Source organism: Microvirga lupini, assembly GCF_014191055.1.
GTDB lineage: Bacteria > Pseudomonadota > Alphaproteobacteria > Rhizobiales > Beijerinckiaceae > Microvirga > Microvirga lupini_A.
Window position 1 is genome coordinate 142,144 of record NZ_JACHWB010000007.1, and the last position, 22,745, is coordinate 164,888.

22 protein-coding genes are annotated in these 22,745 nt (G+C 64.9%); 14 read left to right on the plus strand and 8 right to left on the minus strand.

Annotation, left to right across the window (positions count from 1 at the left end; genetic code table 11):
- The first annotated feature begins 976 nt into the window (after positions 1-976).
- The 3 genes from FHR70_RS24615 (at position 977) to FHR70_RS20565 (ending at position 3,144) form a co-directional block, all read left to right on the plus strand.
- Complete coding sequence (locus FHR70_RS24615; protein WP_425487890.1) at positions 977-1,198, plus strand: helix-turn-helix transcriptional regulator; 222 nt, start codon at positions 977-979, stop codon at positions 1,196-1,198.
- 162 nt (positions 1,199-1,360) lie between these two features.
- The gene (locus FHR70_RS20560) at positions 1,361-2,116 is read left to right on the plus strand and encodes a HugZ family pyridoxamine 5'-phosphate oxidase (RefSeq protein ID WP_183453717.1); all 756 of its coding nucleotides are present in this window, start codon (positions 1,361-1,363) and stop codon (positions 2,114-2,116) included.
- Positions 2,117-2,238: 122 nt separating this feature from the next.
- The gene (locus tag FHR70_RS20565; RefSeq protein ID WP_183453719.1) at positions 2,239-3,144 is read left to right on the plus strand and encodes a YihY/virulence factor BrkB family protein; all 906 of its coding nucleotides are present in this window, start codon (positions 2,239-2,241) and stop codon (positions 3,142-3,144) included.
- Here the strand turns inward: FHR70_RS20565 and FHR70_RS20570 are convergent.
- Positions 3,141-3,311: a hypothetical protein gene (locus tag FHR70_RS20570; RefSeq protein WP_183453721.1), complete on the minus strand. Its 171-nt coding sequence runs from the start codon at positions 3,309-3,311 to the stop codon at positions 3,141-3,143. The two genes, FHR70_RS20565 and FHR70_RS20570, sit on opposite strands and share 4 nt — an antisense overlap.
- A 271-nt stretch (positions 3,312-3,582) precedes the next feature.
- The gene (locus tag FHR70_RS20575; RefSeq protein WP_183453723.1) at positions 3,583-4,134 is read right to left on the minus strand and encodes a sigma-70 family RNA polymerase sigma factor; all 552 of its coding nucleotides are present in this window, start codon (positions 4,132-4,134) and stop codon (positions 3,583-3,585) included.
- Positions 4,135-4,469: 335 nt separating this feature from the next.
- Here FHR70_RS20575 and FHR70_RS20580 point away from each other — a divergent pair, with 335 nt between their 5' ends.
- The 8 genes from FHR70_RS20580 (at position 4,470) to FHR70_RS20615 (ending at position 12,296) form a co-directional block, all read left to right on the plus strand.
- Entirely contained in the window at positions 4,470-5,084 is a 615-nt protein-coding gene (locus FHR70_RS20580) for a ribonuclease D (protein ID WP_183453725.1), read from the plus strand.
- Between the two features lie 102 nt (positions 5,085-5,186).
- Positions 5,187-5,939 carry an LPS export ABC transporter periplasmic protein LptC gene (lptC, locus tag FHR70_RS20585; RefSeq protein ID WP_183453727.1) on the plus strand — a complete coding sequence of 251 codons (753 nt, stop codon included), beginning with the start codon at positions 5,187-5,189 and terminating at the stop codon, positions 5,937-5,939.
- Positions 5,936-6,580, plus strand: coding sequence for an LptA/OstA family protein (locus FHR70_RS20590; RefSeq protein ID WP_246408360.1), 645 nt, complete (start codon positions 5,936-5,938; stop codon positions 6,578-6,580). Before lptC ends, FHR70_RS20590 begins: the two co-directional genes overlap by 4 nt.
- 33 nt (positions 6,581-6,613) lie before the next feature.
- On the plus strand, positions 6,614-7,480 hold the full coding sequence (lptB, locus tag FHR70_RS20595) for an LPS export ABC transporter ATP-binding protein (RefSeq protein WP_183453776.1): 867 nt from the start codon (positions 6,614-6,616) through the stop codon (positions 7,478-7,480).
- A gap of 83 nt (positions 7,481-7,563) precedes the next feature.
- Positions 7,564-8,982 carry an RNA polymerase factor sigma-54 gene (gene rpoN, locus FHR70_RS20600; RefSeq protein WP_183453729.1) on the plus strand — a complete coding sequence of 473 codons (1,419 nt, stop codon included), beginning with the start codon at positions 7,564-7,566 and terminating at the stop codon, positions 8,980-8,982.
- A 115-nt stretch (positions 8,983-9,097) separates the two neighbouring features.
- Complete coding sequence (hpf, locus tag FHR70_RS20605) at positions 9,098-9,670, plus strand: ribosome hibernation-promoting factor, HPF/YfiA family (protein ID WP_183453731.1); 573 nt, start codon at positions 9,098-9,100, stop codon at positions 9,668-9,670.
- An 83-nt stretch (positions 9,671-9,753) separates the two neighbouring features.
- Positions 9,754-10,212 (plus strand): PTS IIA-like nitrogen regulatory protein PtsN, encoded by a 459-nt coding sequence (gene ptsN / locus FHR70_RS20610; protein ID WP_183453733.1) that lies wholly within the window; start codon positions 9,754-9,756, stop codon positions 10,210-10,212.
- 92 nt (positions 10,213-10,304) lie between these two features.
- The gene (locus FHR70_RS20615; protein WP_183453735.1) at positions 10,305-12,296 is read left to right on the plus strand and encodes a methyl-accepting chemotaxis protein; all 1,992 of its coding nucleotides are present in this window, start codon (positions 10,305-10,307) and stop codon (positions 12,294-12,296) included.
- 22 nt (positions 12,297-12,318) lie between these two features.
- On the opposite strand, the gene FHR70_RS20620 is transcribed toward FHR70_RS20615, so the two are convergent.
- From FHR70_RS20620 to FHR70_RS20635, 4 genes are all read right to left on the minus strand, one after another.
- On the minus strand, positions 12,319-13,038 hold the full coding sequence (locus FHR70_RS20620) for an SIMPL domain-containing protein (RefSeq protein WP_183453737.1): 720 nt from the start codon (positions 13,036-13,038) through the stop codon (positions 12,319-12,321).
- Positions 13,039-13,133: 95 nt separating this feature from the next.
- A complete protein-coding gene (locus FHR70_RS20625) occupies positions 13,134-14,225 on the minus strand; it encodes a polyamine ABC transporter substrate-binding protein (RefSeq protein ID WP_183453739.1) in 1,092 nt (363 codons plus the stop codon).
- Between the two features lie 76 nt (positions 14,226-14,301).
- Entirely contained in the window at positions 14,302-14,844 is a 543-nt protein-coding gene (locus FHR70_RS20630) for a hypothetical protein (protein WP_183453741.1), read from the minus strand.
- Between the two features lie 24 nt (positions 14,845-14,868).
- Complete coding sequence (locus FHR70_RS20635) at positions 14,869-16,023, minus strand: aminotransferase (RefSeq protein WP_183453743.1); 1,155 nt, start codon at positions 16,021-16,023, stop codon at positions 14,869-14,871.
- Positions 16,024-16,880: 857 nt separating this feature from the next.
- Here FHR70_RS20635 and FHR70_RS20640 point away from each other — a divergent pair.
- The 3 genes from FHR70_RS20640 to FHR70_RS20650 all read left to right on the plus strand — a co-directional run bounded on the left by FHR70_RS20640 (position 16,881) and on the right by FHR70_RS20650 (position 20,722).
- The gene (locus tag FHR70_RS20640) at positions 16,881-17,885 is read left to right on the plus strand and encodes a FecCD family ABC transporter permease (protein ID WP_183453745.1); all 1,005 of its coding nucleotides are present in this window, start codon (positions 16,881-16,883) and stop codon (positions 17,883-17,885) included.
- Positions 17,882-18,664, plus strand: coding sequence for an ABC transporter ATP-binding protein (locus FHR70_RS20645; RefSeq protein WP_183453747.1), 783 nt, complete (start codon positions 17,882-17,884; stop codon positions 18,662-18,664). The genes FHR70_RS20640 and FHR70_RS20645 overlap by 4 nt, the downstream gene beginning before the upstream one ends.
- 93 nt (positions 18,665-18,757) lie before the next feature.
- Positions 18,758-20,722, plus strand: coding sequence for a nucleoside-diphosphate sugar epimerase/dehydratase (locus tag FHR70_RS20650; protein ID WP_183453749.1), 1,965 nt, complete (start codon positions 18,758-18,760; stop codon positions 20,720-20,722).
- Here FHR70_RS20650 and FHR70_RS20655 read toward each other — a convergent pair.
- Positions 20,655-21,596: an NAD-dependent epimerase/dehydratase family protein gene (locus FHR70_RS20655; protein WP_183453751.1), complete on the minus strand. Its 942-nt coding sequence runs from the start codon at positions 21,594-21,596 to the stop codon at positions 20,655-20,657. The two genes, FHR70_RS20650 and FHR70_RS20655, sit on opposite strands and share 68 nt — an antisense overlap.
- A complete protein-coding gene (locus tag FHR70_RS20660) occupies positions 21,593-22,627 on the minus strand; it encodes an MraY family glycosyltransferase (RefSeq protein ID WP_246408362.1) in 1,035 nt (344 codons plus the stop codon). Before FHR70_RS20660 ends, FHR70_RS20655 begins: the two co-directional genes overlap by 4 nt.
- Positions 22,628-22,745 lie beyond the last annotated feature (118 nt).

Below are 22,745 nucleotides of genomic sequence, written 5' to 3' on the forward strand. Positions count from 1 at the left end.
AGAATCATTACTTTTGAGCGGAAGCAAAAAACCTTTTATGAAGCGTCAAAAGGTTGAGCGCATGTGAAATGGGGTCACTCTCACTGTTTAGAATTGTTATATTCTAGAGTAATCAATAGTTTCAAAATATTCTAAGTAACATAATTTACTCATTTGACTTGAGAGAAAGTGCTAAAAGACATAATCAAGAACAATGATTATGAACCAGATATCCTCTGATCGATCAATAAGCCGCTCCGAGCTGGTTACGCTGACAGAGGGGAGCAACTCTGGGTTCAAGCTCGTCGAGCCGCTAGAACTGGCCGATTCTGACGCCGTGGTGAGAGGCGATATCCGATATCTCCGCCTCCGCTCGGGTTTGACGATGCATTGCTCCGACACTCTGGAGATCTGCAACCTGACGACACAGGTCGTTCAAGAGGCTGGCCTGTCATGCTTCCTGTTTCTTGAGGGAAACGTCGAGATGCGGTTGGGATCCCGCTCCTTCAGGTTGGGCTCTTCCACCGATGCCTCGGGGGCGCATTCTCCCGGCGGGATGATCATCAATTGCGTCGAGCCCGAAATCCTGACGAGGGCATCCGAGAAGGGAAGACATATCCGAAAGCTTGTCATCTCCGTGCCGGCAGATTGGCATGAGGGCGGGACAGGTCTGGAAGCCTCGGACGAGAGTGCTTTTCTGCGCTTCTGCACCACGCATCTTGCCTCATCCGTGTGGAAACCTTCTCCCAGGGCTGTCTCTCTTGCGGAGCAGATCCTGCGCTCCTCGGCCTACCCGGATGTCCTTCAGCGTCTTTTGATCGAGAGCCGATGCCTTGAGATTATTGGTGAGGCCTTTTCCTCGTTGATATCGGAGGCGGGACTTCATCAGTATCCGCTCCGCACGAGGGATCATGACCGCGTTCGTATCATCGCCGAGCAGCTGAAAGCGGGCAATTTTCTGGCTGGCTCGATAGAAGAGATTGCCCGCGAGGCCGGAATGAGCACGTCTTCGCTCCAACGGCATTTCCGGGCCGCTTTCGGGATGACCGTTTTCGAGTTCATCAGGAACGAAAAACTGAACGAAGCCTGGCGTCTCTTGATGCAAGAAGGCATCAGCGTCGGTGAGGCGGCCTACCGTGCCGGCTATTCCAGTGCGGCCAACTTCACGACGGCTTTCAAACGCCGTTTCGGCGTTCTGCCCAAGCATCTCAGAGGCTAGCTTTTTCCTATGATCGCCTTTTCGCCCGATGGAAGGAATGGCGGCAGGATCTTGAGGGGAATTACCTTTGTCCCATCTCGTCCTTGGACATGCTACATTCGGCTCGTGCACGTGCCCGGTGCAGCAGCATTGCACCCCGAACAACAAGGAGCAGCGAGACCGATGGCAAAGGATCCGTTCCTGCCTGTTGATGACGAGGCCCGTGGGCTGGCCAAGAAGCTGATGCGCACGGCGCGGTCCGGTGCGCTCGCTACCAATGATGCGGAGAGCGGTATGCCGTTCGCCAGCCTCGTGCAGGTGGGAACGGACCTCGACGGCTCGCCTGTCATCCTCACCTCGCAGCTCTCGGTCCATACCCGCCTGCTGGAGGCCGATCCGCGCTGTTCGCTGCTTCTGTCCTCCACGGGCAAGGGCGATCCGCTGGCTCACCCGCGCCTGAGTCTCCTGGCGAAAGCTCACAGGCTTGAGCGGGAGAGCGATGAGGCGCAGAACATCCGCCGCCGCTACCTGCTGCAACATCCCAAGGCCGAACTCTACGTGGACTTTCCCGATTTCGCCTTCTGGCGCCTCGATGTGGCATCAGGCAGCCTCAACGGCGGCTTCGGCCGGGCCTATCGCATGGCCAAAGAGGATCTGCTGGCGGATCTCTCCGAGTTCTTCGATTTCTACGATTTCGAGGCCCAGGCCGTGGAGCACATGAACGAGGATCATGCCGACGCGGTGGCGCTCTACGCCACGCAGCTCTGCGGCGCCCGCGAGGGTGCGTGGCGGATGATCGGCATCGACCCGGAGGGTGTCCAGATAGCACTTGGCGATGAGATCCTGCGGCTGCCCTTCCCAAGGGCGCTCACCGGCCCGCACGAGGTGCGGCCGATGCTCATCCGGCTGGCGAACGAGGCGCGGGGCCGGATCGCTTAAGGGATCGTCAGGAGGCCTGTGGCAGAATAGACCTTGCCTTGAGCGTTCGGGCACCGCATCAAGGCACCGGATCGCGCAACACAATCCGCCCGGTTTGCCGGTCCAGGAATCCCAAACCGACCATGCGCTTCACCGTTCTTCCACCTCGCGTCCGTTCCCTCCTTGCGGCCATCGCAGATGCAGGCACGCGGTTTTCGCGCAACGACGGCTTGGCCATGGCGAGCCACGTCGCCCTCTCCCTGGTGATCGCGCTCTTCCCCTTCCTGATCTGCGTCGCGGCCCTGGCTGCCCTCCTCGGAGCGGGCCGCATTTCCACGCATATCATCCACCTGCTCTTCGATTTCTGGCCCGAAGGAGTTGCGGGCCCCCTGGCCAGGGAGGCCGACAAGGTTCTCATCCCCCGCCGGAACGTGCTGACGGTCAGCATCGTCGTCACCCTGCTGGTTGCCACGAATGGCGTGGAGAGCCTGAGGATTGCCCTGTGCCGGGCCTACGGAATCGAGCGGTTCCGGCCCTGGTGGCAGGCTCGGCTGATCGGTGTGGGCTTCGTCCTGATCGGGGCAGGCGCGCTGGTCGCATCCGCGGTTCTGGTGGTGCTGTGGCCGTCCTTCTGGCGCGCCGCTGTCGTATCCGTGCCTGACCTGAAGGCTTTAGGCCTCACCTACAACGTGGTTCGCTACGGGCTGGCTTCCGTCGTCCTGGTGGCAGGCCTCGTCGCCACTCATCTCTGGCTGCCGGATGTCCGGCCCCGCGCATGGAACGTGCTGCCCGGCATCGCCGCGACGCTGATCCTGTGGCTTCTCGGCGCCAGCCTCTACGGCGAGTTCCTGGCAAACATGACTCATTTGAAGGCCACCTATGCGGGCCTTGCGGGAATCCTGACGGCGCTCATCTTCCTGCAGATTTCAGCGGCGATCTTCATACTCGGGGCCGAGCTCAACGCCGCCCTAGGCCGACGGACGGTTCCAGCCGACGATGGAGCTTCAGCCATCATGGAAGCGGAGCCCGCTTCCGCGGTGCAGGTCTAGCTCACGCCCTCGTCCTGCTTCCTCTCGCAATCCCGTTTCGGGGTCTGCTGCGGAGGGCGCTGCTCCTGGGCGACGACGGTGCTGTCGGTGGATGTCTCCATCGCGGAGACCGGAGCGGTGAAGATCGCCAGCAAGGCGAGGGAGAGGATGCGCAGCATGTCGGTCATTCCCTGGTCGAGGCAGGTTGATGCTAGAGCATTTTTCGGCGAAGTGGATCCGGTTCGCCGTCAAAAAATGCGACAAATCCAGAAGGAGAGATGATTTCACGCAAGTGGAAGCAGCTCTAGGGCTTTGTGGACATGATGGCTAGAAGAGCCTGAGGCAGGACAACAAGGCTGTGCAGATCGGGCACCGCAAGGCTGCGTAATCTCGATGTGCTGTATGAAAGGCGCCGGCAGATTGCCGGCGCCCGGCGCCAATCGGTGATTGGACGCCCTGCTATGGCGAGGCGTGCATGAACAGGGCGGCCCTGACGAGGCGGTCAGGGCCGAGGTCGTCGTCCGCATCGAACTTCATCAATTCGGCCAAACGGTTGCGGGCTCGGTTGATGCGGCTCTTGATGGTGCCGATATTGGTGCCGCAGATGCGCGCCGCATCCTCGTAGGACAAGCCTTCCGCACTCACAAGGAGGAGCGCCTCGCGCTGATCGACGGGAAGCTTGCCGAGAGCCTTCAGCATGTCGGTGAAGTCGAGCCGGGCGCCCTGATCCGGCATGACCGCGACCTTCTCGGCCCAGGAGCCTTCAGGATCCTCGACCTCACGCTTGCCTCTGCGAACCTGGGTCAGAAAGTCGTTGCGCAGAATCGTGAAGAGCCAAGCCTGCATGCTGGTGCCGGGCTGGAACTTGTCGAGATGGGTCAGGCCCTTGAGCAGAGCGCCCTGCACCAGATCGTCCGCCCTGTCGACGCTGCCGGAGAGGGAGATGGCGAAGGCACGCAGATGCGGGATGGCGGCAAGCATCTGCTCCTTTGAGGAGTTTTCGACTGACACTCTACTAACCCCTTCCGATTCGAGCCTTTCACCAAACCCTGCCTGACAACCTCCTGCATTAACCTATGCGAAGCTTGACAATATTCCGTGACGGAGACCGGGGTCCTGCTGGTAACGGACCTGCTCTCTTCCGATCTGATACCGGACAAGGACTATCATGACCCAAGCCCTGCAATGGCTCAAAGATAGCTTGCCCGACGTCGCGGTGCTGGACGTCATGATCAAGGACGGCATCATCGACAATGAAAAAGCCCCGCTTCTGCGCGGCTTTCCTCATCCATTGAAGCGGCTGGCCAGACGGGTTAAAGCCTGTCTCACCAGATTTTGGATGCTCCATGACCGTACGCTTTCATCGCGGCGACCTTCCCGCGACCTACATCCCCGGCGCCGCCATCGCCATCGACACCGAGACGCTCGGCCTCAACCCGCACCGGGACAGGCTGTGCGTGGTTCAGATCTCCACCGGGGACGGCACGGTGGACGTGGTGCAGATCCTGAAGGACGGCCCTCTGCCGGAGAACCTGATCCGGGTGCTGTCCGACGAGAGTGTGCTCAAGATCTTTCATTATGCGCGCTTCGATCTCGCCGTGCTCTTCCATACGTTCGGGGTCATGCCGCGCCCGGTCTACTGCACCAAGGTCGCCTCGCGCCTCGTGCGCACCTACACGGACCGCCACGGCCTGAAGGATCTGGCGCGCGAGCAGCTCGGCGTTGAATTGTCGAAGCAGCAGCAATCCTCCGATTGGGGCGCCGACACGCTCACGCCAGCCCAGCTCGATTATGCGGCTTCCGACGTGCTGCACCTGCATGCCCTAAGGGAAAAACTCGACCGCATGCTGGAGCGGGAGAACCGCCTCGGCATCGCCCATCAATGCTTCAGCTTCCTGCCGACCCGGGCGCAGCTCGATCTCCTCGGCTGGTCCGAGACGGATATTTTCGCCCATTCTTGACGGGCGCTTAAACTTTCCCGCATAAAACCCATATCCGTCATAACATCGCCATGACCCTCAGGCATGGCGCGGGGCCGATTGTGAGGCGGAAGGGGTTCAGAAGTGGCGGTAATCCAGGGCACCACGATGCGTGACGGCCCGGCCTTGAGGCCGGCCGCCCGGTCGACGCGCGCCTACACCAAGGCCCGCCGCCATTCCCGCTGGGTCCGCTTCGCCAAGATCGCCATCCCCCTGGGCTCCCTGATCGGCATGGGCGCCGTGGGTTTCGTGGCCTATTACGATCCGTTCCGGAAAATCGAGAATCTGAGCTTTGGCTCCATCGGGGTGAGCGGTACCAACGTCACCATGTCGAGCCCGAAGCTGAACGGCTTCAAGAACGATAACCGCCCCTATGAGGTGACCGCCAGCGAGGCCACCCAGGACGTGCGCAAGCCCGATCTGGTGCAGCTCAAGAATCTGAAAGCACGCGTCGTCACGGACGACCGCGGCAGCGTCGCACTGCTTCAGGCCGCCAGCGGCACCCTGGACACCAAACGGGAGCAGATGCGGCTGCGCGACGACATCGTGGTCACCACGGATGCAGGCCATGAGGTGAAGCTCCGTTCGGCCTTCGTGCAGTTCAAGTCCGGCAACGTGACGTCCAACGAACCCGTCTCTGTCTCGTTCGGCAACGGCTCCATCGAGGCCGAGAAGCTCAAGGTGACGGACAACGGCAAGGTCATGAGCTTCGAGGGCCGCGTGCGCACCGTTCTCGAGCCGTCCCGCGCCGCCCCATCGTCCAAGGATTCCGCCGGCACAGGCTCCGCCGTGCCTGCACCCGTCACCGCGCCCCAACAGACAAGTACCCGTCCATGATGAGTTTCTCACGCGCTGCCCTCACCGTCGCGCTTCTCGCCTCCGTTCCCCTGCAGGCCGCCTGGGCCCAGGCTAGCAAGGAGCGCGCGGTCGGCTTCGGCAATTTCGGCTCCAGCAAGGAGCCCATCAAGATCGATGCCAACAAGCTCGACGTTTTCGACAAGGAGGGCCGCGCCGTCTTCACCGGCGACGTGGTGGCGGTTCAGGGCGAGAGCACCATGAAATGCACGGTCATGACCGTGTTCTATGAGCAGCGTGACCAGAACGGCGGACAGGCAACCCCCGCCGCGCAGGGCGCCGACGACAGCGCGATCAAGAAGATCGACTGCAAGGGCCCGGTGACCATCGTGTCCCGGACCCAGGTCGCCACGGGCGAGAACGCCACCTTCGACCGCGGCTCCAGCAAGATCATGCTCACCGGCAATGCCACCTTGAGCGATGGGCCGAACGTCACCAAGGGTGAGCGGGTGCTCTACGACATCAACACCGGCGTGGCCAATATCGAAACAACCCCCGGCGGCCGTGTGAGAGCGCTGTTCGTGCCCGGCAACGGCGGCCCGGCTCCGACGGGTGCAGGTGGAGGAGCGAATGCTCCCGGCAACGCCAAGCCGAAGCCTCAGCAACGGCCGGCCACCAACTAAGGCGGGCAATTCTCGTCCTGCTTCCTCCCTTCCATCATCAGCGAAGATCCTGTGAAACCGCTTTTCAACCGTTCTCAACCCGGTCCTTCGGACGTAAGCCTCCTGGAGCCCCATGCGGCCGGGCCTGTCGCCCATGGTGTCTCCCGGACCGAGGGCGAGGCTGTCTTCGGCGGCGCGGGCATTCTCGCCGTGAAGGGCCTGCAGAAGAGCTATCGCGGCCGCACCGTGGTGCAGGATGCGGGCCTGCAGGTGCGGGCCGGCGAGGCTGTCGGACTGCTCGGGCCCAACGGCGCGGGCAAGACCACGATCTTCTACATGATCACGGGCCTTGTTGCGGCAGATCGTGGCGTCATCAGCCTCGACGGCCACGACGTGACGAGCCTGCCCATGTATCGCCGCGCCCGCCTCGGCATCGGTTATCTGCCGCAGGAGGCCTCGATCTTCCGTGGCCTCAACGTGGAAGACAATATCCGCGCCGTGCTCGAGATCGTGGAGCCCAGCCGCAAGGAACGCGAGCGCAAGCTCGATGCCCTTCTCGACGAGTTCAACATCACGCGCCTGCGCAAGTCGCCCTCGATCGCGCTATCGGGCGGCGAGCGGCGGCGCTGCGAGATCGCCCGGGCGCTTGCGGGCGAGCCGACCTTCATGCTCCTCGACGAGCCCTTCGCGGGCATCGATCCCATTGCGGTCGGCGACATCCAGAACCTCGTGCGGCACCTGACCCGCCGCGGCATCGGCGTGCTCATCACCGACCACAATGTCCGCGAGACCTTAGGGCTCATCGACCGCGCCTACATCATCCATTCCGGGCGCGTGCTCACCGAGGGCACGCCGGATGCCATCGTGGCGAACGAGGAAGTGCGCCGCCTGTACCTGGGCGAGGATTTCCGCCTCTACTGAGACGCTCTGCTTTTTTGACGGATCGCTCACGATCCCGCTAGAAATGGAGGCATGCAAGAAGCATGCCTTCATCAGGTGCTCTCATGAATGCGATGCAACGGCTGGAGCTGCGCCAGGGCCAGTCCCTGACCATGACGCCCCAGCTCGTTCAGTCCATCAAACTGCTTCAGCTCTCCCATGCGGAGCTTGCGGCTTATGTAGCGGCGGAGCTCGAGCGCAATCCCCTCCTCCAGGAAGGCGAGATCCGGGCCGATGCGCCAGGCCTGAGCCTTGCCGACTTCCTGCGCGCCAAGCAGAAGGCGCAAGCCCTCGGCCCTCGGATCGTTCCCGGTCCTCCGCCCTCACGGAGTCCAGCGGTTTCAGGTGCGCCGAGCCCTCCCGGCGCGGTTCACGGCGAGATCAGGCCCGAACTCGAGGAGACGCTGGCCCGTGCCACGAGCCTGACCGAACACCTGGAGGCGCAGCTCGATCTCGCCAGCTCCGATCCTCACCTCCGCACGATCGGCGGGCACCTGATTCACAGCCTCGACGAAGCCGGCTACCTCAGGGAGGATCTGGCGGAGATCGCCGCTCATCTGGGAGTGCCGCCCGCCGATGTGGAAGCGGCCCTGCGGCTGATCCAGACTTTTGAGCCGGCCGGCGTGGGTGCGCGTAACCTCGCCGAGTGCTTAGGCATCCAGCTGAAGGAGCGCGGTCGGCTCGATCCGGCCATGCAGGCGCTGCTCCAGAACCTGCATCTCGCCGCCCGGCAGGATTTTGCCGCCCTGCGGAGCCTGTGCGGCGTCGACCGCGAGGATCTCGCCGATATGCTGGCCGAGATTCGCCGTCTCGAGCCGAAGCCCGGTCTTGCCTTCACGCCCGCCAGGGTCGACGTGCTCGTGCCGGACGTGCTGGTCCGGGTCGGCCCCGACGGCAGCTTGGCGGTCGAGCTCAATTCCGAGACCCTGCCCCGAATCCTGCTCAACCGTGCTTATCAAGCGGAAGTGGCCAAGGTTCTGCGCAAGGATGAGGACAAGAGCTTCCTGTCCGAATGCGTCCAGGCGGGGAATTGGCTCACCCGCAGCCTGGAGCAGCGCGCCAGAACCATCCTGAAGGTTGCCGCCGAGATCGTCCGCCAGCAGGAGGAGTTCTTCCGCGAAGGCATCGCCGGCCTACGCCCGATGACGCTCAAGAGCGTAGCAGCGGCTATCGACATGCACGAATCCACCGTCTCCCGGGTGGCGGCGAACAAGGCCATCGGCACCGACCGCGGCACCTATCCCATGAAGTTCTTCTTCGGCGCCGCCACGGGGGAGGGCGAACATGCCGCCAAGGCGGTCCGGCATCGCATCTCTCAGATGATCAGCGCGGAGAGCCCGGACGATGTGCTCTCGGATGAGGCAATTGCCCAGAAATTGAAGCTGGAGGGAATCCAGGTCGCCCGCCGCACGGTGGCGAAGTACCGGGAGGCTCTGCGGATTCCGTCCTCGTCCGAACGCCGCCGGCACAGACGCGAAGCTTGACCGCTCAGGCCTGCAATTTCAAGACTTGCATTGAGCCCCATTCGGATCATCATCTCCAAGCGTCACCCCTGAAGGATCGCGACAAAGCGACGGCGCCACAGGTGAGGAGAGTGCGATGACATTGAGAGTGTCGGGGAAGAATCTCGATATCGGCGAAGCTCTCAGGTCTCAGGTCCAGGCCCGCATGGCCGGCGCGCTGGCGAAGTATTTCGACGGCGGCTATTCCGGCCACGTGACCGTGACCCGCGACGGGGGCGGATTTCGCACCGACTGTGTCCTTCACCTCACCTCCGGCATGACGCTGGAGGCCTCCGGGGCCGCCGGCGATGCCTATGCCAGCTTCGACCAGACCGCGGACAGGATCGAGAATCGCCTGCGCCGCTACAAGCAGCGGCTCAAGGGCAAGTCCGGCGCGGGTGCACGCACCGGCGGCATGGAGGTTCCTTACGCGGTCTTTGAGGCGCCAACCGACGAAACTGTGGACGACGAGGGCTATCATCCAATCGTCGTAGCCGAGACCACGAAGCCGCTTCACACGCTCTCCGTCAGCGACGCCGTGATGCAGCTCGACCTCACGGGAGCGGCCGCTCTCGTGTTCATCCACGCTAGCACCGGACGCGTGAACGTCGTATATCGCCGCGGCGACGGAGCAATCGGTTGGGTTGATCCGCCGCTTGCACAGGCTTGAGGAGAACTACCTCTTTTGGCCCAGTTCTTGCGTGGAACGGTGAGAGGCCTTCCAGGCTTCACATCAAGAATGCAGCGTGATCGATGCCCTTGCTGGACTTTCTAGACCCTCAGGCCGTCCTGCCCGCCTTGCGCGTCAGCGGCAAGAAGCAGGCTCTTCAGGAACTGGCCTCCCATGCGGCCCGTCTCACGGATCTTCCCGAGACCGCCATCTACGAGGCTCTCCTGCAGCGCGAGCGCCTCGGCTCGACCGGGATCGGCGAAGGCATTGCCATTCCCCACGGCAAGCTGCCGGGCCTGACCCGGATCTTCGGCCTCGTGGCGCGGCTCGACAAGCCGGTGAACTTCGAGGCCCTCGACAGCCAGCCCGTGGACGTGCTCTTCCTGCTCCTGGCTCCCGAAGGCGCCGGTGCGGATCACCTGAAGGCCCTGGCAAGGGTCGCCCGCGTTCTGCGCGAGCCCGGGCTGATCGAGCGGGTGCGCGCCACGCGGGATGCCGCGGCCCTCTACGCGATCATGACCGAAATGCCGAAGGCCGCCTGAAACCGGCCAGGTCCGTTTCTGACCTAACGTAAAGATATCTTTAAGACGTGCCCCGCAATCTTGCCGCAACGGTATAAGAGGGATTCGGGGCAATGGCGTTTCTGGCTCGGTTGAAGCAGCCGACGGTGCGGATGCGCGTCGCGACGTTGAGCGGCGTGATGGTGCTTGGCTTTGCCGTTATCGGGGCGGTATTCCAGACGGGCCGCTCCGAGGTGGAGCAGGCCTTGGCAGCCCAGCAGACCTACTCGGCGTTGGCCGAAAAGGCCAATGGGTTCCGCGGCCGGGCCGATGGCCTGAAGGTCGTGGCCGGCGAATGGACCACCGGCCGCCTCAGCCATCACGGCCAAGCTTTTTTGGACCAGCACAAGGCTCTGGCTGCCCAGCTCGACGAGATGAGCGCCGCACCGGGCGCTGCCCTGATCGAGTCCGAGATTGCCGCCCTGAGGCAGCACGCCGCCGCCCTTCTCAGCCAGGGCAAGAGCCTCGACAAGCTCTATACCGGCATCGGCACCAAGCCCGACGAGGGAGCTCAGGGGCGTCTTCTCAAGGCGGAGGCCAATCTCGAGAAGCTGGTGCGTCCCCTGACGGGCAGCGGCGAGACCATCGCCTGGCGGCTGTGGGCCGCCATGCTCGGCATGTTCAACCAGGAGGCCCGCGCCCGGATCCTGCTCGAGGAAAGCATCCTGGGGGCCTTCGAGGTCGAGCAGGGCCGTTTCACCCGTGCCCTGGCCCAGCTCTCCGGTGACCTTGCCAAGGAGAAGGCTGCCGTCGAGAGCGCCGGCGTGTCGTTCCAGGAGGCCTTCCATGCCTGGGGCGAGCTGGAGCGGGAGGTCTCGGGTCAGAGCGAGAAGCTGATGGGGCAGTTCGACCTGCTCGTGCCGGTGCTCGACCAGTTGCTCGCCAAGGTGCGCGCCGAGGCCCATAAGACTGACGAGCAGCTCACCGCCTCTCAGAATCGCACCTTCTCCCTGATCCTCTGGGCCATGGGCGCGACACTCCTGTTCGGCCTTGTCCTGAATTTTATCGTCGGGCGCTCGATCTCCCTTCCGCTCACCCGCCTGCAGCAAGCCATGCGCCGGCTCGCCGACGGCGATGCCTCCGTGGAGATTCCCTCCACCAAGGGGACCGACGAGATCGGCGCCATGGCCCGCACCGTGCTGGTCTTCCGCGACAATGCCCACGAGCGTGAGCGGCTGACCCGGGAGCGCGAGGGCATGGCGGCTCTCGATGCGGAGCGCGCCCACGCGATCTCCAACGCGATCATGGACTTCGACGCCACGGTCGAGCAGATCCTGACCGAAGTCCGGGAGGTGACGGGCGATCTCGCCAGGGCCTCCAGCCAGCTGGAGGGCTCGGCGAACCATGTGACTCAGCAGGCGCAGATCGCCGGTTCGGCCTCCATGCGGACGGCGCACAACATGTCGGCTGTGGCGAGCGCCGCCGAGCAGCTCGATGCGTCCCTCTCCGAAGTGGCCGCCCAGACGAATGCTTCGGCGCAGGCCTCGGAGCGCGCCGTGGCGGAGGCCCGGGACGCTTCGAGCAGCATGACGATGCTCTCGGCCGCGACTGCTCAGATCAGCGAGGTGGCAGGGCTTATCCGCACTATCGCGGCGCAGACGAACCTGCTGGCGCTGAATGCCACCATCGAGGCGGCCCGCGCCGGCGAGGCTGGCAAGGGCTTCGCGGTCGTGGCCTCCGAGGTCAAGGAGCTCGCCGGCCAGACCGCCAAGGCCACCGAGGAGATCGCCCGGCAGATCGAGGCGGTGCAGGCCGCCTCACGGGAGACCCTGGTGGCGCTCGGCACCGTGCAGGCCTCCGTCGAAGATCTGGCCGGGGTCGTGTCCACCGTGGCCGGAACCGTGAGCCAGCAGACGGCAGCCGTGTCGGAGATCGCCCATTCGGTGGCTCAGGTCTCCTCGGAAGCGCAGGCCGGCACCTCGGCGATCGAGACCACGCAAGGCGTCGCCCTGCAGTCTCTCGAGGCGGCGCGGACGGTCGCGGATCTCTCCGTGGCCCTGGAGAGCCAGGCCCAGCGGCTCGGCGCCGAAATCCACCAGTTCCTCAACAGCGTCAAGGCCGCGTAGCGAGACCTGTCGGCCGGGGGCTTCAGGGCTGCCCGGCCATTTCCCAGACGAGCTGGACATTGGCCGTGTAGCGGATGGTCGCCGGGGGGACGATCGGCACCGATTCCGCTCCCTTGGCCATCGCCATCGACATGCGCATGTCGGGCTGCGGCTCGAAGGGCTGGGCGGAGCCGTCCCGGATCTCCAGGAGGCGACCCAAGGAAACGCCCGCAGCGGCGGCGTAAATTTCGGCCTGCCGCTTGGCATCGCGGACGGCGGCCTCGCGCGCCTTGTCCGCGCCCTGCTCCTGCCGGTCGAGGCCGAAGGAGACCGACTGGAACGTCATGTCGCCGCTCGCCAGGATCTCGCCTGCGAGGCGTCCGACGCCGTCGAGATCGCGGGTGGTGATCTGGAGCCTGTGATGGGCGGAGAATTTCGGGGTCTTGATCTCCTTGCCGTCCGGGCCGACCTGCTGCGGCGTCTGGAACACCTGGAAGTTGGCGGTCCGGATGTCCTCCCGCTTGACGCCGAGACCCTGGATGCGGGCGAGCACCCGTTCCGTCGCCGTGCTGTTGGCGGCGCTCGCCTGCGCCACCGTCTCGGCCTGCGTGGCCACCGTCACATGGATGCGCGCGAAGTCGGGCTTCAGCTCCGCCTCGCCGGTGCCCATCACGCTGATCGTGGGCTGGCGTGGCGTGGGCGTTTGAGCCAGGGCCGGAGCGGCAAGGCTCAGGGCGAGGAGTGCGACGGCTACGGAACGCATGACGAAGAATCCTTCTACCGAAAACAAAAGCTCCGCCCGATCGGGCGGAGCTTGACGGGCACCGGGACGATGCACAAACGAATCTGAGCGCCGGATTAACGGCCGGTCTTCACCCGGGTCCAGAGCCGGGTGACGGTGCGCTGGGAGCGCTCGTCATAGGCCGTGTTGGTGAAGAGCCGCTTCATGGTGGCGTCGTCCGGGTAGATGCCGGGATTGTCGAGAATAGCCTTGTCGATGTCCTTCTTGGCCGCGAGGTTGCCCGAGGCATAGGACACGAAGTTCGTGTTCATGGCGGCGATCTCGGGGCGGAGCATGAAGTTGATGAACTCATGCGCCTCGGCGACGTTCTTGGCGTCCGCCGGGATCACGAAGCTGTCGAACCACATCAGCGCGCCTTCGCGCGGGATGACATAGCCGACCTCGACGCCGTTCTTGGCCTCTTCGGCGCGGCTCTTGGCCTGGATCATGTCGCCCGAATAGCCCACCGCCACGCAGATGTCGCCATTGGCGAGCGCGTTGATGTACTCGGAGGAGTGGAACTTCTGGATGTTGCCGCGCACGCGGAACAGGGCATCGCCCGCCTTGTTCAGATCCTCGACACGCTTGGAATCCGGATTGAGCCCGAGATAGGCCAGCACGCCGGGGAAGAGATCCTCAGGGCTATCCAGCATGTAGATGCCGCAGGCCTTCAGCTTGGAGGAAACCTCGGGCTTGAGCACCAGGTCCCAGGTGTTGAGCGGCATCTCGGGCCCAAGAATCTCCTTCACCTTCTTCACGTTGATGCCGATACCGGTGGTGCCCCACATATAGTTGACGGCATATTGGTTGCCGGGATCGAACACGGCCAGGCGCTGCGTGACCTCCGGCCACTGGTTGGCGAGGTTCGGCAGCTTCGCCTTGTCGAGCTTCTGGAACACCTTGGCGCCGATCAGGCGCTGCACGAACGGGCCCGACGGCACCACGATGTCGTAGCCCGACTTGCCGGCTAGAAGCTTGGTCTCGACGATCTCGTTGTTGTCGTAGGTATCGTAGACCACCTTGATGCCGGTCTGTTTCGTGAACTCGTCCAGCGCCTTCGGGTCCACATAATCGGACCAGTTGTAGACGTTGACCACACGCTGCTGCTGCGCAGCGGCGCCGGTCACAAGCCCCAAGGTGAGGGCAGCGGAAGCGAGAAGACGGAACATTTAGGGCGGCACTCCTGCACAATGAGAGAAGCCTTGATCGGCCAGGCGCTCAATTGAAATCCTATTGCCCCGCGCGTCAAGGCTGTTTGGGCTGGGCTGCGCGCCACTGAAGAAGGCGCTCATGAACCTCAACGGCTTCCTCGTAGCCGGCGGAGCTGCGGATCCTGCTCGGGTTGCCGAGGGGACGGCGCCGTTTCGTGTCGAAGCTCACGCCGTCGAGGCCGGCGCTTGCGCCGCAATAAAGCTTTCGGCAGGCTCCCTCGGCGTCGTCGAACACGATCCTGCTGGCCTGAAGCTGTATCGAGAACGTGCAGGCCGGCCAGGGATCGTCCTCACCCGGAACGCTGCGGTAGACCAGCCGGGAGCCTTCGACCTCCGCGATGCCGGACAGGGTGCAGGCGTGATGGCCGTTGATCTGAGTATTGATGTAGAACTTCCCCTGCTCGTAGGGAACGATCTCGAGGATGTGCTCGGTTCTCAAAGGGCGCTTGGGGTAGAGGAAGTCGACCCTGGCGGGAACACGGTAGAGGCCCGCCAGATCACGGATCGTCAGGGGCTCGGCCTGGGCCGTTGCCGGGCCGAGCCACAGACAAGCGGACAGGAGCGTGATGAGGCGCATCGCGCATCCCTGTCCGATCATGGCTCAGCGCGCTTTCCTGATCGCATCCGCCAGCCGCTCCAGCCCGGCATCGAGCGTCGAGTCCTTCTTGGCGAAGCAGAAGCGCACCACGTTCTTCACCGCGCCTTCCGCATAGAAGGCCGAGACCGGGATCGCCGCGACGCCGTGCTCCATGACGAGGCGGCGACAGAAGGCGACGTCGTCTGTCTCGCCTAAGGGGGCGATGTCGATATTGACGAAATAGGTCCCCTGGCTCGGGATCACGTCGAAGCCGAGCGTCCTCAGGCCATCCGTGAAGCGGTCGCGGCTGCGGGCGAAGTTTTTGCGCATGTCCTCGAAGTAAGCATCGTCCTTGGCAAGCCCGTAGGCCACGGCGTGTTGCAGGTTCGGCGCCGTGGTGAAGGTGAGGAACTGGTGCGATTTCGCCAGCACCTTCATGATATGCGGCGCGGCGCACACGAAACCGACCTTCCAGCCCGTGAGACTGAAGATTTTTCCGGCCGAGCCGATCTTCACCGAGCGCTCACGCAGACCGTCGAGGGCCAGGATTGGCCGGTGGGGCCTGCCGTCGAACACCACGTGCTCCCAGACCTCGTCCGAGATCGCGATGGCGTCGAACCGCCGGCAGAAATCCGCCAGCAGGTTCAGGTCCTCGTCCGAGAACGTGGTGGCGGTGGGATTGAGTGGGTTGTTGAACACAACCGCCTTGGTCTTGGGCGAGAAGGCCTTTGCCAGCGCCTCCTCGGTCAGGCGGAAATGCGGCGGCTGCAGGGTGACGAATTTCGGCACGCCGCCGGCGAGCCGCACGAGGGGCAGGTAGGCGTCATACATGGGTTCGAACAGAACCACCTCGTCGCCCGGCTCCACGATGCCGAGGATCGCGCCCGCGAGCGCCTCCGTAGCGCCGGAGGTCACCATCACCTCCGTGTTCGCATCGAGATCGACGCCCTGCCAGTGCTGGTAGTGTGTGGCGATGGCCGTGCGCAGCTCCGGAATGCCCATCATCGAGGGATACTGGTTGTAGCCGTTGACCACCGCATCCGCCGCCGCCCGCCGCACGTCCTCCGGTCCCGGATCGTCCGGAAAGCCCTGGCCGAGATTGATGGCCCCGGTCTCCCGGGCGAGGCTCGACATCACTTCGAAGACAGTGGTGGGCAGGTTGGCGAACAGGGGGTTCATGCCGCTTTCTCTCGTATGGGTTCCGGGGCGCTGATCGCTTCGTATCATGGAGCGGCGGGAGATCGAACCCGCATTCTCGCAACGGCACATCCAGCACCTTCGGGCCCGCAGCGGGTGGGCTGCGAGCCGTCAGGTCAGTCGAGGGAGGCGTGCAGGGCAGCCCGGCTCGATTGTGTGGTGAGAAGTGAAGAGCCGGACCTGCTCGTCACGCGCGGTTTGTTTCAGCGGACCTGGATCTGCGCCAGGATCGGCCACCCGCGATCACAGGCGTGCGAGACCTGCGGCGGGACCGCGCCTCGTCCCGCATCTGCGACGCCTCGCGAGCGCGCCCCTCTGTGGACGAGGATGAACCATGATATAGCCCAGCTTAGGACAGAAGTCAAGAACAAAGTGAGAACATTGCTCGACCGCCTGACCTCATACCCGCAGCCCTCATCCTGAGGAGGTCGCTTCAGCGACCGTCTCGAAGGAGGTTCCAGTGCCCTCTGGACGCTCCTTCGAGACGCAGCCTCGCGGCTGCTCCTCAGGCGGCTGCTCCTTAGGATGAGGGCGGAGGGGTGGCACAGAAAGACGTGGATCCCCGGACCAAGTGCGGGGATGACGTCGAGGGTGTCATTCGCGGCCAGAGCAAAAGCGGAGGAGAAGGAAATCCACGGCTCCCCGCCAGATGATAGATCCCCTTCCATCGCTCCGCTCGCCGGGGACGACACCCTCTCCCGCAGAGGGGGGAGGATTTACGGGCCTCATTCTGCACGCGATCTCGGATCGGCTACGCTGTCCGGGATGACGATGTGTGGAGCGCTTTGCCCTCACCGCGTTTCATGCTCTATCGATGGGAGCAACAACAACGCTCCCTCATGTCTCGACGCCGCTCGCCCCTCATCCCCGGCCTGATAGCCCTCATCGGCGTGTTGAGCCTCGCATCGCTTGTGATCGGCCCGGCGTCGATCTCGATTCCCGTAGCGCTGAAAGCCCTCGTGTCGGATCAGGGGGCGGCCAGCATCGTCGTGCGGGAGATCCGCCTGCCGCGTACCCTTTTGGCTCTTCTCATCGGCTGGATCTTCGGTCTTTCCGGCGCAGGGCTGCAGGGGTTGCTGCGCAATCCGCTGGCCGACACGGCGGTGTTCGGGGCGCCGCAGGCGTCGGCCTTCGGGGCCGTGCTCGTGATCTATTCCGGGCTCGTCGGTACCCTGTCCTGGGCGCTGCCCTTCGCGGCCATTGCCGGGGCGCTGCTCTCCATTGCCCTGGTGGTGGCGGTGGCCGGGCGAAGTGCCACCATCGTGGTGCTGGTTCTCGCCGGGCTCGCGGTCGGGAGCCTTGCGGGCGCCGGCACGTCGCTCGCGATCAGTCTCTCGCCCAATCCCTTCGCGGTTACGGAAATCGTGTTCTGGCTGCTGGGCTCCTTCGAGGACCGGTCCATGGTTCATGTGGGGCTGAGCCTGCCCTTCATTCTCCTGGCCTCGGGGCTGATCCTGAAGGCTGCACCCGGCCTGCGGGCGCTGAGCCTCGGGGAGGAGACGGCCCGCAGCCTCGGGACCGACGTGGGCAGGCTCAGGGGCCTCATCGTCGCCGGTGCCGCCATCGGGACGGGCGCGTCCGTGGCGGTCGCCGGCTCCATCGGCTTCGTCGGTCTCGTGGCGCCCCATCTGGTGCGCCCGTTCACCGGCTACGATCCTGCGCGAACGCTGGTGCCCGCGGGCCTTGCGGGAGCGGCCCTGCTGCTGGCGGCGGATTGCACGGCCCGCCTCATCCCGTCCGGCGCCGAGGTGAAGGTCGGCGTGCTGACGGCGCTCATCGGCGTGCCGTTCTTTCTCTGGGTGATCGCCCGCCGCAAGGCCGAGCTGGTGGAGACGCCCGCATGATGCCTTTCGAGATCCGCTCCCTGTCGGTCGATCTTGGGGCCCGCCGCGCGCTTGAGAGCATCGACCTCTCCCTGGAGCCCGGCCGCCTGACGGCGCTGATCGGCCCTAACGGCGCCGGAAAGACAACCCTGCTGCGGGCGATGGCCGGGCTGGTGCGGCCCTCGGCCGGAGACGTGGTTCTGGACGGAACCCCCACGGCCCTGATGCGGGCCTCCGCCCGGGCGCGGGCGATCGCCTACCTGCCCCAGGGCGGAGGGGTCGCCTGGCCCCTGCCGGTCGAAGGCGTCGTCGCGCTCGGGCGTCTCCCCCACGGGGAGGAGCCTGACCGCCTGCCGGCGGAGGGCCGGACAGCCGTGGAAGCGGCGCTCCGTTCCGTCGGGCTTCAGGGCTTCGAGACCCGTCCCGCCACATCCCTGTCCGGCGGCGAGCGGGCCCGCATGCTGCTTGCCCGCGCTCTCGCGACGCAGGCGCCGGTGCTCCTGGCCGACGAGCCCGTCGCGGCGCTCGATCCGCGCCATCAGCTCATCGTGCTCGAGGTGCTCAAGGCCCGTGCCCGGGCCGGCACCACCGTGGTGGCGATCCTGCACGATTTGAATCTGGCGGCCCGCTTCGCCGACCATATCGTCCTGCTCGATCAGGGGAAAATCGAAACCTCGGGCTCCCCCGAGGAAGCTCTCACCAAGGCCCGGCTCGCCGCCAGCTTCGGAATCCAGGCCCGCGTCTCACGCGGTGAAGACGGGCTTCTGGTGGTCGCGCAAAGCCCTCTGCCTTCTGCGTGAGGGGCTTGCGCCGGAGGTATCAGTGTTGCGATAGAGTTACATTGACAAAGAGGTGAGCCCATCCGATACCCCGAAGCAGCAGACGGCAGGGCCATGAATCGGCAGGATTTCAAGAAAACTCTCATCGTTGTGCATGATCTCGTGATGACCGGCGTGGCCGTCCTCGCGACGTTCGTCGTGCGTTTCGAAGGGACGCTTCTGAGCGAGCGGCTCGTTCACCTGCCGATGTTCCTCCCGCCCTTCATCGCCTTCGCGGGCGTGGTCTACTGGTTCTCCCAGCTCTACCGCTCCAAGTGGCGCTTCGCCTCCCTGCCGGACCTGTTCAACATCTTCCGGGCCTCCAGCATCCTGGCCATGACCCTGCTGGTGGTCGATTACGTTCTCGTCTCGCCGCAGTTCCTGGGCACCTTCTTCTTCGGCAAGATCACGATCGCCCTCTACTGGCTGATCCAGATGTTCCTGCTGGGCGGACCGCGGCTTGCCTTCCGCTACCTGAAATACGCCCGGTCCCGGAACCACCTGCAGCGCGATGCGAGCACGCCGACCCTGCTGCTCGGGCGCGTCGCCGATGTCGAGGTGATCCTGAGGGCCATCGAGGCGGGCACCGTCAGGAAGATCCAGCCCACGGGCATCCTCTCCTACCGTGGCGACGATCTCGGCCAGTCCATGCGCGGCGTCCCGGTGCTGGGCACCTTCGCGGATCTCGATCAGGTGGTGCAGGACTTTCAGGAGCGGGGCGTGCCGATCCGCCGACTGCTCGCGACCCCGAGCGCGCTGACCCCGGAGGCGAACCCGGACATGCTGCTCGCCCGCGCGCGGCGCCTCGGCTTGCCGCTGGTGCGGGTGACGAGCCTCGGCGAGGGCATGCGCAACGCCGAGCTCGCGCCGCTGGAGATCGAGGACCTGCTCCTGCGTCCCACCGTGCAGATCGACCGGCAACGGCTGGAGACCTTCATTCGCGGCAAGCGCGTGCTCGTCACGGGCGGCGGCGGCTCCATCGGGTCGGAGATCTGCACCCGCGTGGTGGCCTTCGGGGCGAGCGATCTCCTGATCCTGGAGAGCTCCGAGCCGTCCCTGCACCACATCCTCGAGAACCCGACGCTGCTGTCCAGCGACACCAATGTGGACGGCGTCATTGCCGACGTGCGCGACCGCGAGCGGGTGCGCGAGGTCATGACCGAGTTCAAGCCGGAAGTGGTCTTCCACGCGGCCGCCCTCAAGCACGTGCCCTATCTCGAAAAGAACTGGACGGAAGGCATCAAGACCAACGTCTTCGGTTCGGTGAACGTGGCCGATGCGGCGGTCGAGGCCGGGGCCGACACCATCGTGATGATCTCCACCGACAAGGCCATCGATCCGGTCTCGATGCTCGGCGCCACCAAGCGCTTCGCCGAGATGTACGGGCAGGCGCTCGATGCGGAGTTCATGGGCCGCAACGGCGCCACCCGCACCATCGCGGTGCGCTTCGGCAACGTGCTGGGCTCCGTCGGTTCCGTGGTGCCGAAGTTCAAGGCGCAGATCGCCCGCGGCGGACCCGTCACCGTCACGCATCCGGACATGGTGCGCTACTTCATGACCACCCGTGAGGCGGCGGATCTGGTGCTCACCTCCGCGTCCCACGCGGAGGAAAGCCGGTCCCTGACGGAGCGCACCAACGGCGACGAGCGCGCCTCGGTCTATGTACTGAAGATGGGCCAGCCCGTACGAATCTACGAACTGGCCGAGCGCATGATCCGGCTCGCCGGCTACGAGCCGGGCGAGGATATCGAGATCGCCGTCACGGGTGCCCGGGCCGGCGAGCGCCTGCACGAGATCCTGTTCGCCCGCGAGGAGCCGCGCACGGAGATCGGCATCGACGGCGTCATGGCGGCCAAGCCCATCTTCGCCGATCGCGACCGGGTCGAGCAATGGCTCAGGATTCTGGACCGCGCGCTCGTGGAAGGCGACCGGGCGCTGGCCGAGCGGGTATTCGAGGAGGCGATCCCGGAATTCAAGCGCCGGAAGCCTGCCCCCCCGCTTGCCGCGCCAGCTCCGCAAGCGCGTCTCGCGTCGAACTGACCGGCTGCCAGCCGAGATTCCTCAGGGCCTCCGGGCTCGCCACGAGCGAGCCCGCCAGCCGCTGATAGGCCTCGCCCTTTCCTGCCAGAGCCGCTGCCCCTTTGAGAACGAAGGACGGAACCGGGATCAACCCGGGTCCGCGTCCCAGGCCGTCGCGCAGGGCCGCCAGCATCTCGGGGATCGTCACCGGTTCCGGGTCGGCCACGATGAAGGGGCGCCTCAGGGGCCCATCGGCCTTCAGGACCGTGTCCACCGCGGCCTCCAGATTGTCGAGCGACAGGAGCGAGCGCCTCGCCTTGAGGCCGCCGAGCGGCAGGGGCCAGGGCGACTGCGCCAGGGCCAGAAGGGCTGCCATGTTGCCCTTCACGCCGGAGCCGTAGACGAGAACCGGGCGCAGGGCCACCCAGTCGAGGCCGAGCGCGGCCAGGCCCCGCTCGGCTTCGAGCTTCGAGCGGCCATAGGCGTCGGTAGGCCGAGGCTCCATGGCCTCCGTCACCACGCCCTCGGCCGAGGGGCCGGTCTGGGCGCGGATCGACGAAAGGAACACGAAGCGCTTCACGCCGGCCCGCTCGGCGGCTTGCGCGAGCTTCACCGTCGCGTCCGTGTTGATGCTGCGGTAATCGTCCTCCGGACGGCCCGACATGGCATGGGCCAGGCCCGCCGAGTGGATCACCATGTCCACGTCGCGCAGGGCCGCGGCCATGTTGTGCGGCGAAGCGATGTCGCCGATCACGGCACTGGCGGCGCCTGCCGGCACCTCGGAGGGGCGGCGCAGCAGCACCCGGACCCGGTAGCCGCGCTTGGGAAGTTCGGTGAGGAGATGCTGTCCGATGAAACCCGTTGCGCCCGTCAGGGCAATCAGGGGTGCGTTCATCGGGAAACCTCCAAAGGAATGGTCTGGCGTGGTGTGGAAAAGCGCCTGAGGATCAGGACGACGAGGGCGGCCCCCAGGACAAGCGCCGCGATCTGCACGGCGCCCGAGGGCCAGATCAGTGTCATAGCGGCGAGACCGGCCAGGACAAGGTTGAGCCCGAACACATGGGCGCTGACCTGGAGCGCCGAGAAGCCGTTGTCGGTGGCCTTCTGGTAGAAATGGCTGCGATGCGCCTCCCACACCTTTTCGCCGCGGCGTAAGCGCCGCAGCAGGGTGATGGTGGCGTCCATCAGGTAATAGAGCGGCAGCAGGATCGCGGCCGCCAGCGCGCCGGTTCCGGCAAGCTGCAGCAGCATCCAGCCGACGAGGAGCCCGATGGGAAGCGAGCCCACATCGCCGAGGAAGAGCTTTGCGACGGGCTTGTTGAAGGGCGCGAAGCCGAGGAGGGCGCCGCAGAGAAGAGCCGCGATAACCGTTGCATCTGTGGGCAAAAATCCCAGAAACGGGATCAGGGCGATGAATGCCGTGACAGGCACTATTTCAGCGACGGTGATCCAATCAAGGCCGTCCATGAAATTGACGAGGTTCACGAACCATACACCGCCAAGGATTAGAAAGATCTGCTCCACCCCAATGGGCAGCCACTCCGGAAAAACGCGGGTTTCATTGACCAGAATCACCGCTGCGACGGCGACGATCTGCAGAACAAGGCGCACGATTGCAGGCAAAGGTCGGATGTCGTCCAGCGCTCCAACGATTGCGAGACCGGAAACGGACAGGCTCAGAACCTGAAGCTGGATGGATGCGTCCACTGCAAAGAAGAGAATGCCCACCAGGAAGCACGCACCGATGACAGCAATCCCGCCACCCTGGGGCGTCGGGATCTTATGACTCGAGCGTGCGTTGGGGCGCGCCAGCGCATAACGAATGAGCAGCGGCTTCAGCAGGAGGATGAGAAAAGCCGAGACAACAGCTCCTCCGAGCAGGGCGACCGATAGACCCATGAGCAACAGGATTGGACGCTCTTCCATCTCACGCCCCGTGATAGTCGCGATACCACGCGACGAAGCGCCGAATGCCCTCGTCCAGGGGTGTGGCGGGGGCAAAGCCCACGTCGCGGCGCAGGTCCGTGACGTCGGCGCGGGTCTC

Coding starts and splice junctions, on each gene's coding strand:
- FHR70_RS24615 (WP_425487890.1), top strand. CDS start 977: ATGAGCACGTCTTCGCTCCAACGGCATTTCCGGGCCGCTTTCGGGATG.
- FHR70_RS20560 (WP_183453717.1), top strand. CDS start 1,361: ATGGCAAAGGATCCGTTCCTGCCTGTTGATGACGAGGCCCGTGGGCTG.
- FHR70_RS20565 (WP_183453719.1), top strand. CDS start 2,239: ATGCGCTTCACCGTTCTTCCACCTCGCGTCCGTTCCCTCCTTGCGGCC.
- FHR70_RS20570 (WP_183453721.1), bottom strand. CDS start 3,311: ATGACCGACATGCTGCGCATCCTCTCCCTCGCCTTGCTGGCGATCTTC.
- FHR70_RS20580 (WP_183453725.1), top strand. CDS start 4,470: ATGACCGTACGCTTTCATCGCGGCGACCTTCCCGCGACCTACATCCCC.
- FHR70_RS20590 (WP_246408360.1), top strand. CDS start 5,936: ATGATGAGTTTCTCACGCGCTGCCCTCACCGTCGCGCTTCTCGCCTCC.
- rpoN (WP_183453729.1), top strand. CDS start 7,564: ATGAATGCGATGCAACGGCTGGAGCTGCGCCAGGGCCAGTCCCTGACC.
- hpf (WP_183453731.1), top strand. CDS start 9,098: ATGACATTGAGAGTGTCGGGGAAGAATCTCGATATCGGCGAAGCTCTC.
- ptsN (WP_183453733.1), top strand. CDS start 9,754: ATGCCCTTGCTGGACTTTCTAGACCCTCAGGCCGTCCTGCCCGCCTTG.
- FHR70_RS20615 (WP_183453735.1), top strand. CDS start 10,305: ATGGCGTTTCTGGCTCGGTTGAAGCAGCCGACGGTGCGGATGCGCGTC.
- FHR70_RS20620 (WP_183453737.1), bottom strand. CDS start 13,038: ATGCGTTCCGTAGCCGTCGCACTCCTCGCCCTGAGCCTTGCCGCTCCG.
- FHR70_RS20625 (WP_183453739.1), bottom strand. CDS start 14,225: ATGTTCCGTCTTCTCGCTTCCGCTGCCCTCACCTTGGGGCTTGTGACC.
- FHR70_RS20630 (WP_183453741.1), bottom strand. CDS start 14,844: ATGCGCCTCATCACGCTCCTGTCCGCTTGTCTGTGGCTCGGCCCGGCA.
- FHR70_RS20635 (WP_183453743.1), bottom strand. CDS start 16,023: ATGAACCCCCTGTTCGCCAACCTGCCCACCACTGTCTTCGAAGTGATG.
- FHR70_RS20640 (WP_183453745.1), top strand. CDS start 16,881: ATGTCTCGACGCCGCTCGCCCCTCATCCCCGGCCTGATAGCCCTCATC.
- FHR70_RS20645 (WP_183453747.1), top strand. CDS start 17,882: ATGATGCCTTTCGAGATCCGCTCCCTGTCGGTCGATCTTGGGGCCCGC.
- FHR70_RS20650 (WP_183453749.1), top strand. CDS start 18,758: ATGAATCGGCAGGATTTCAAGAAAACTCTCATCGTTGTGCATGATCTC.
- FHR70_RS20655 (WP_183453751.1), bottom strand. CDS start 21,596: ATGAACGCACCCCTGATTGCCCTGACGGGCGCAACGGGTTTCATCGGA.
- FHR70_RS20660 (WP_246408362.1), bottom strand. CDS start 22,627: ATGGAAGAGCGTCCAATCCTGTTGCTCATGGGTCTATCGGTCGCCCTG.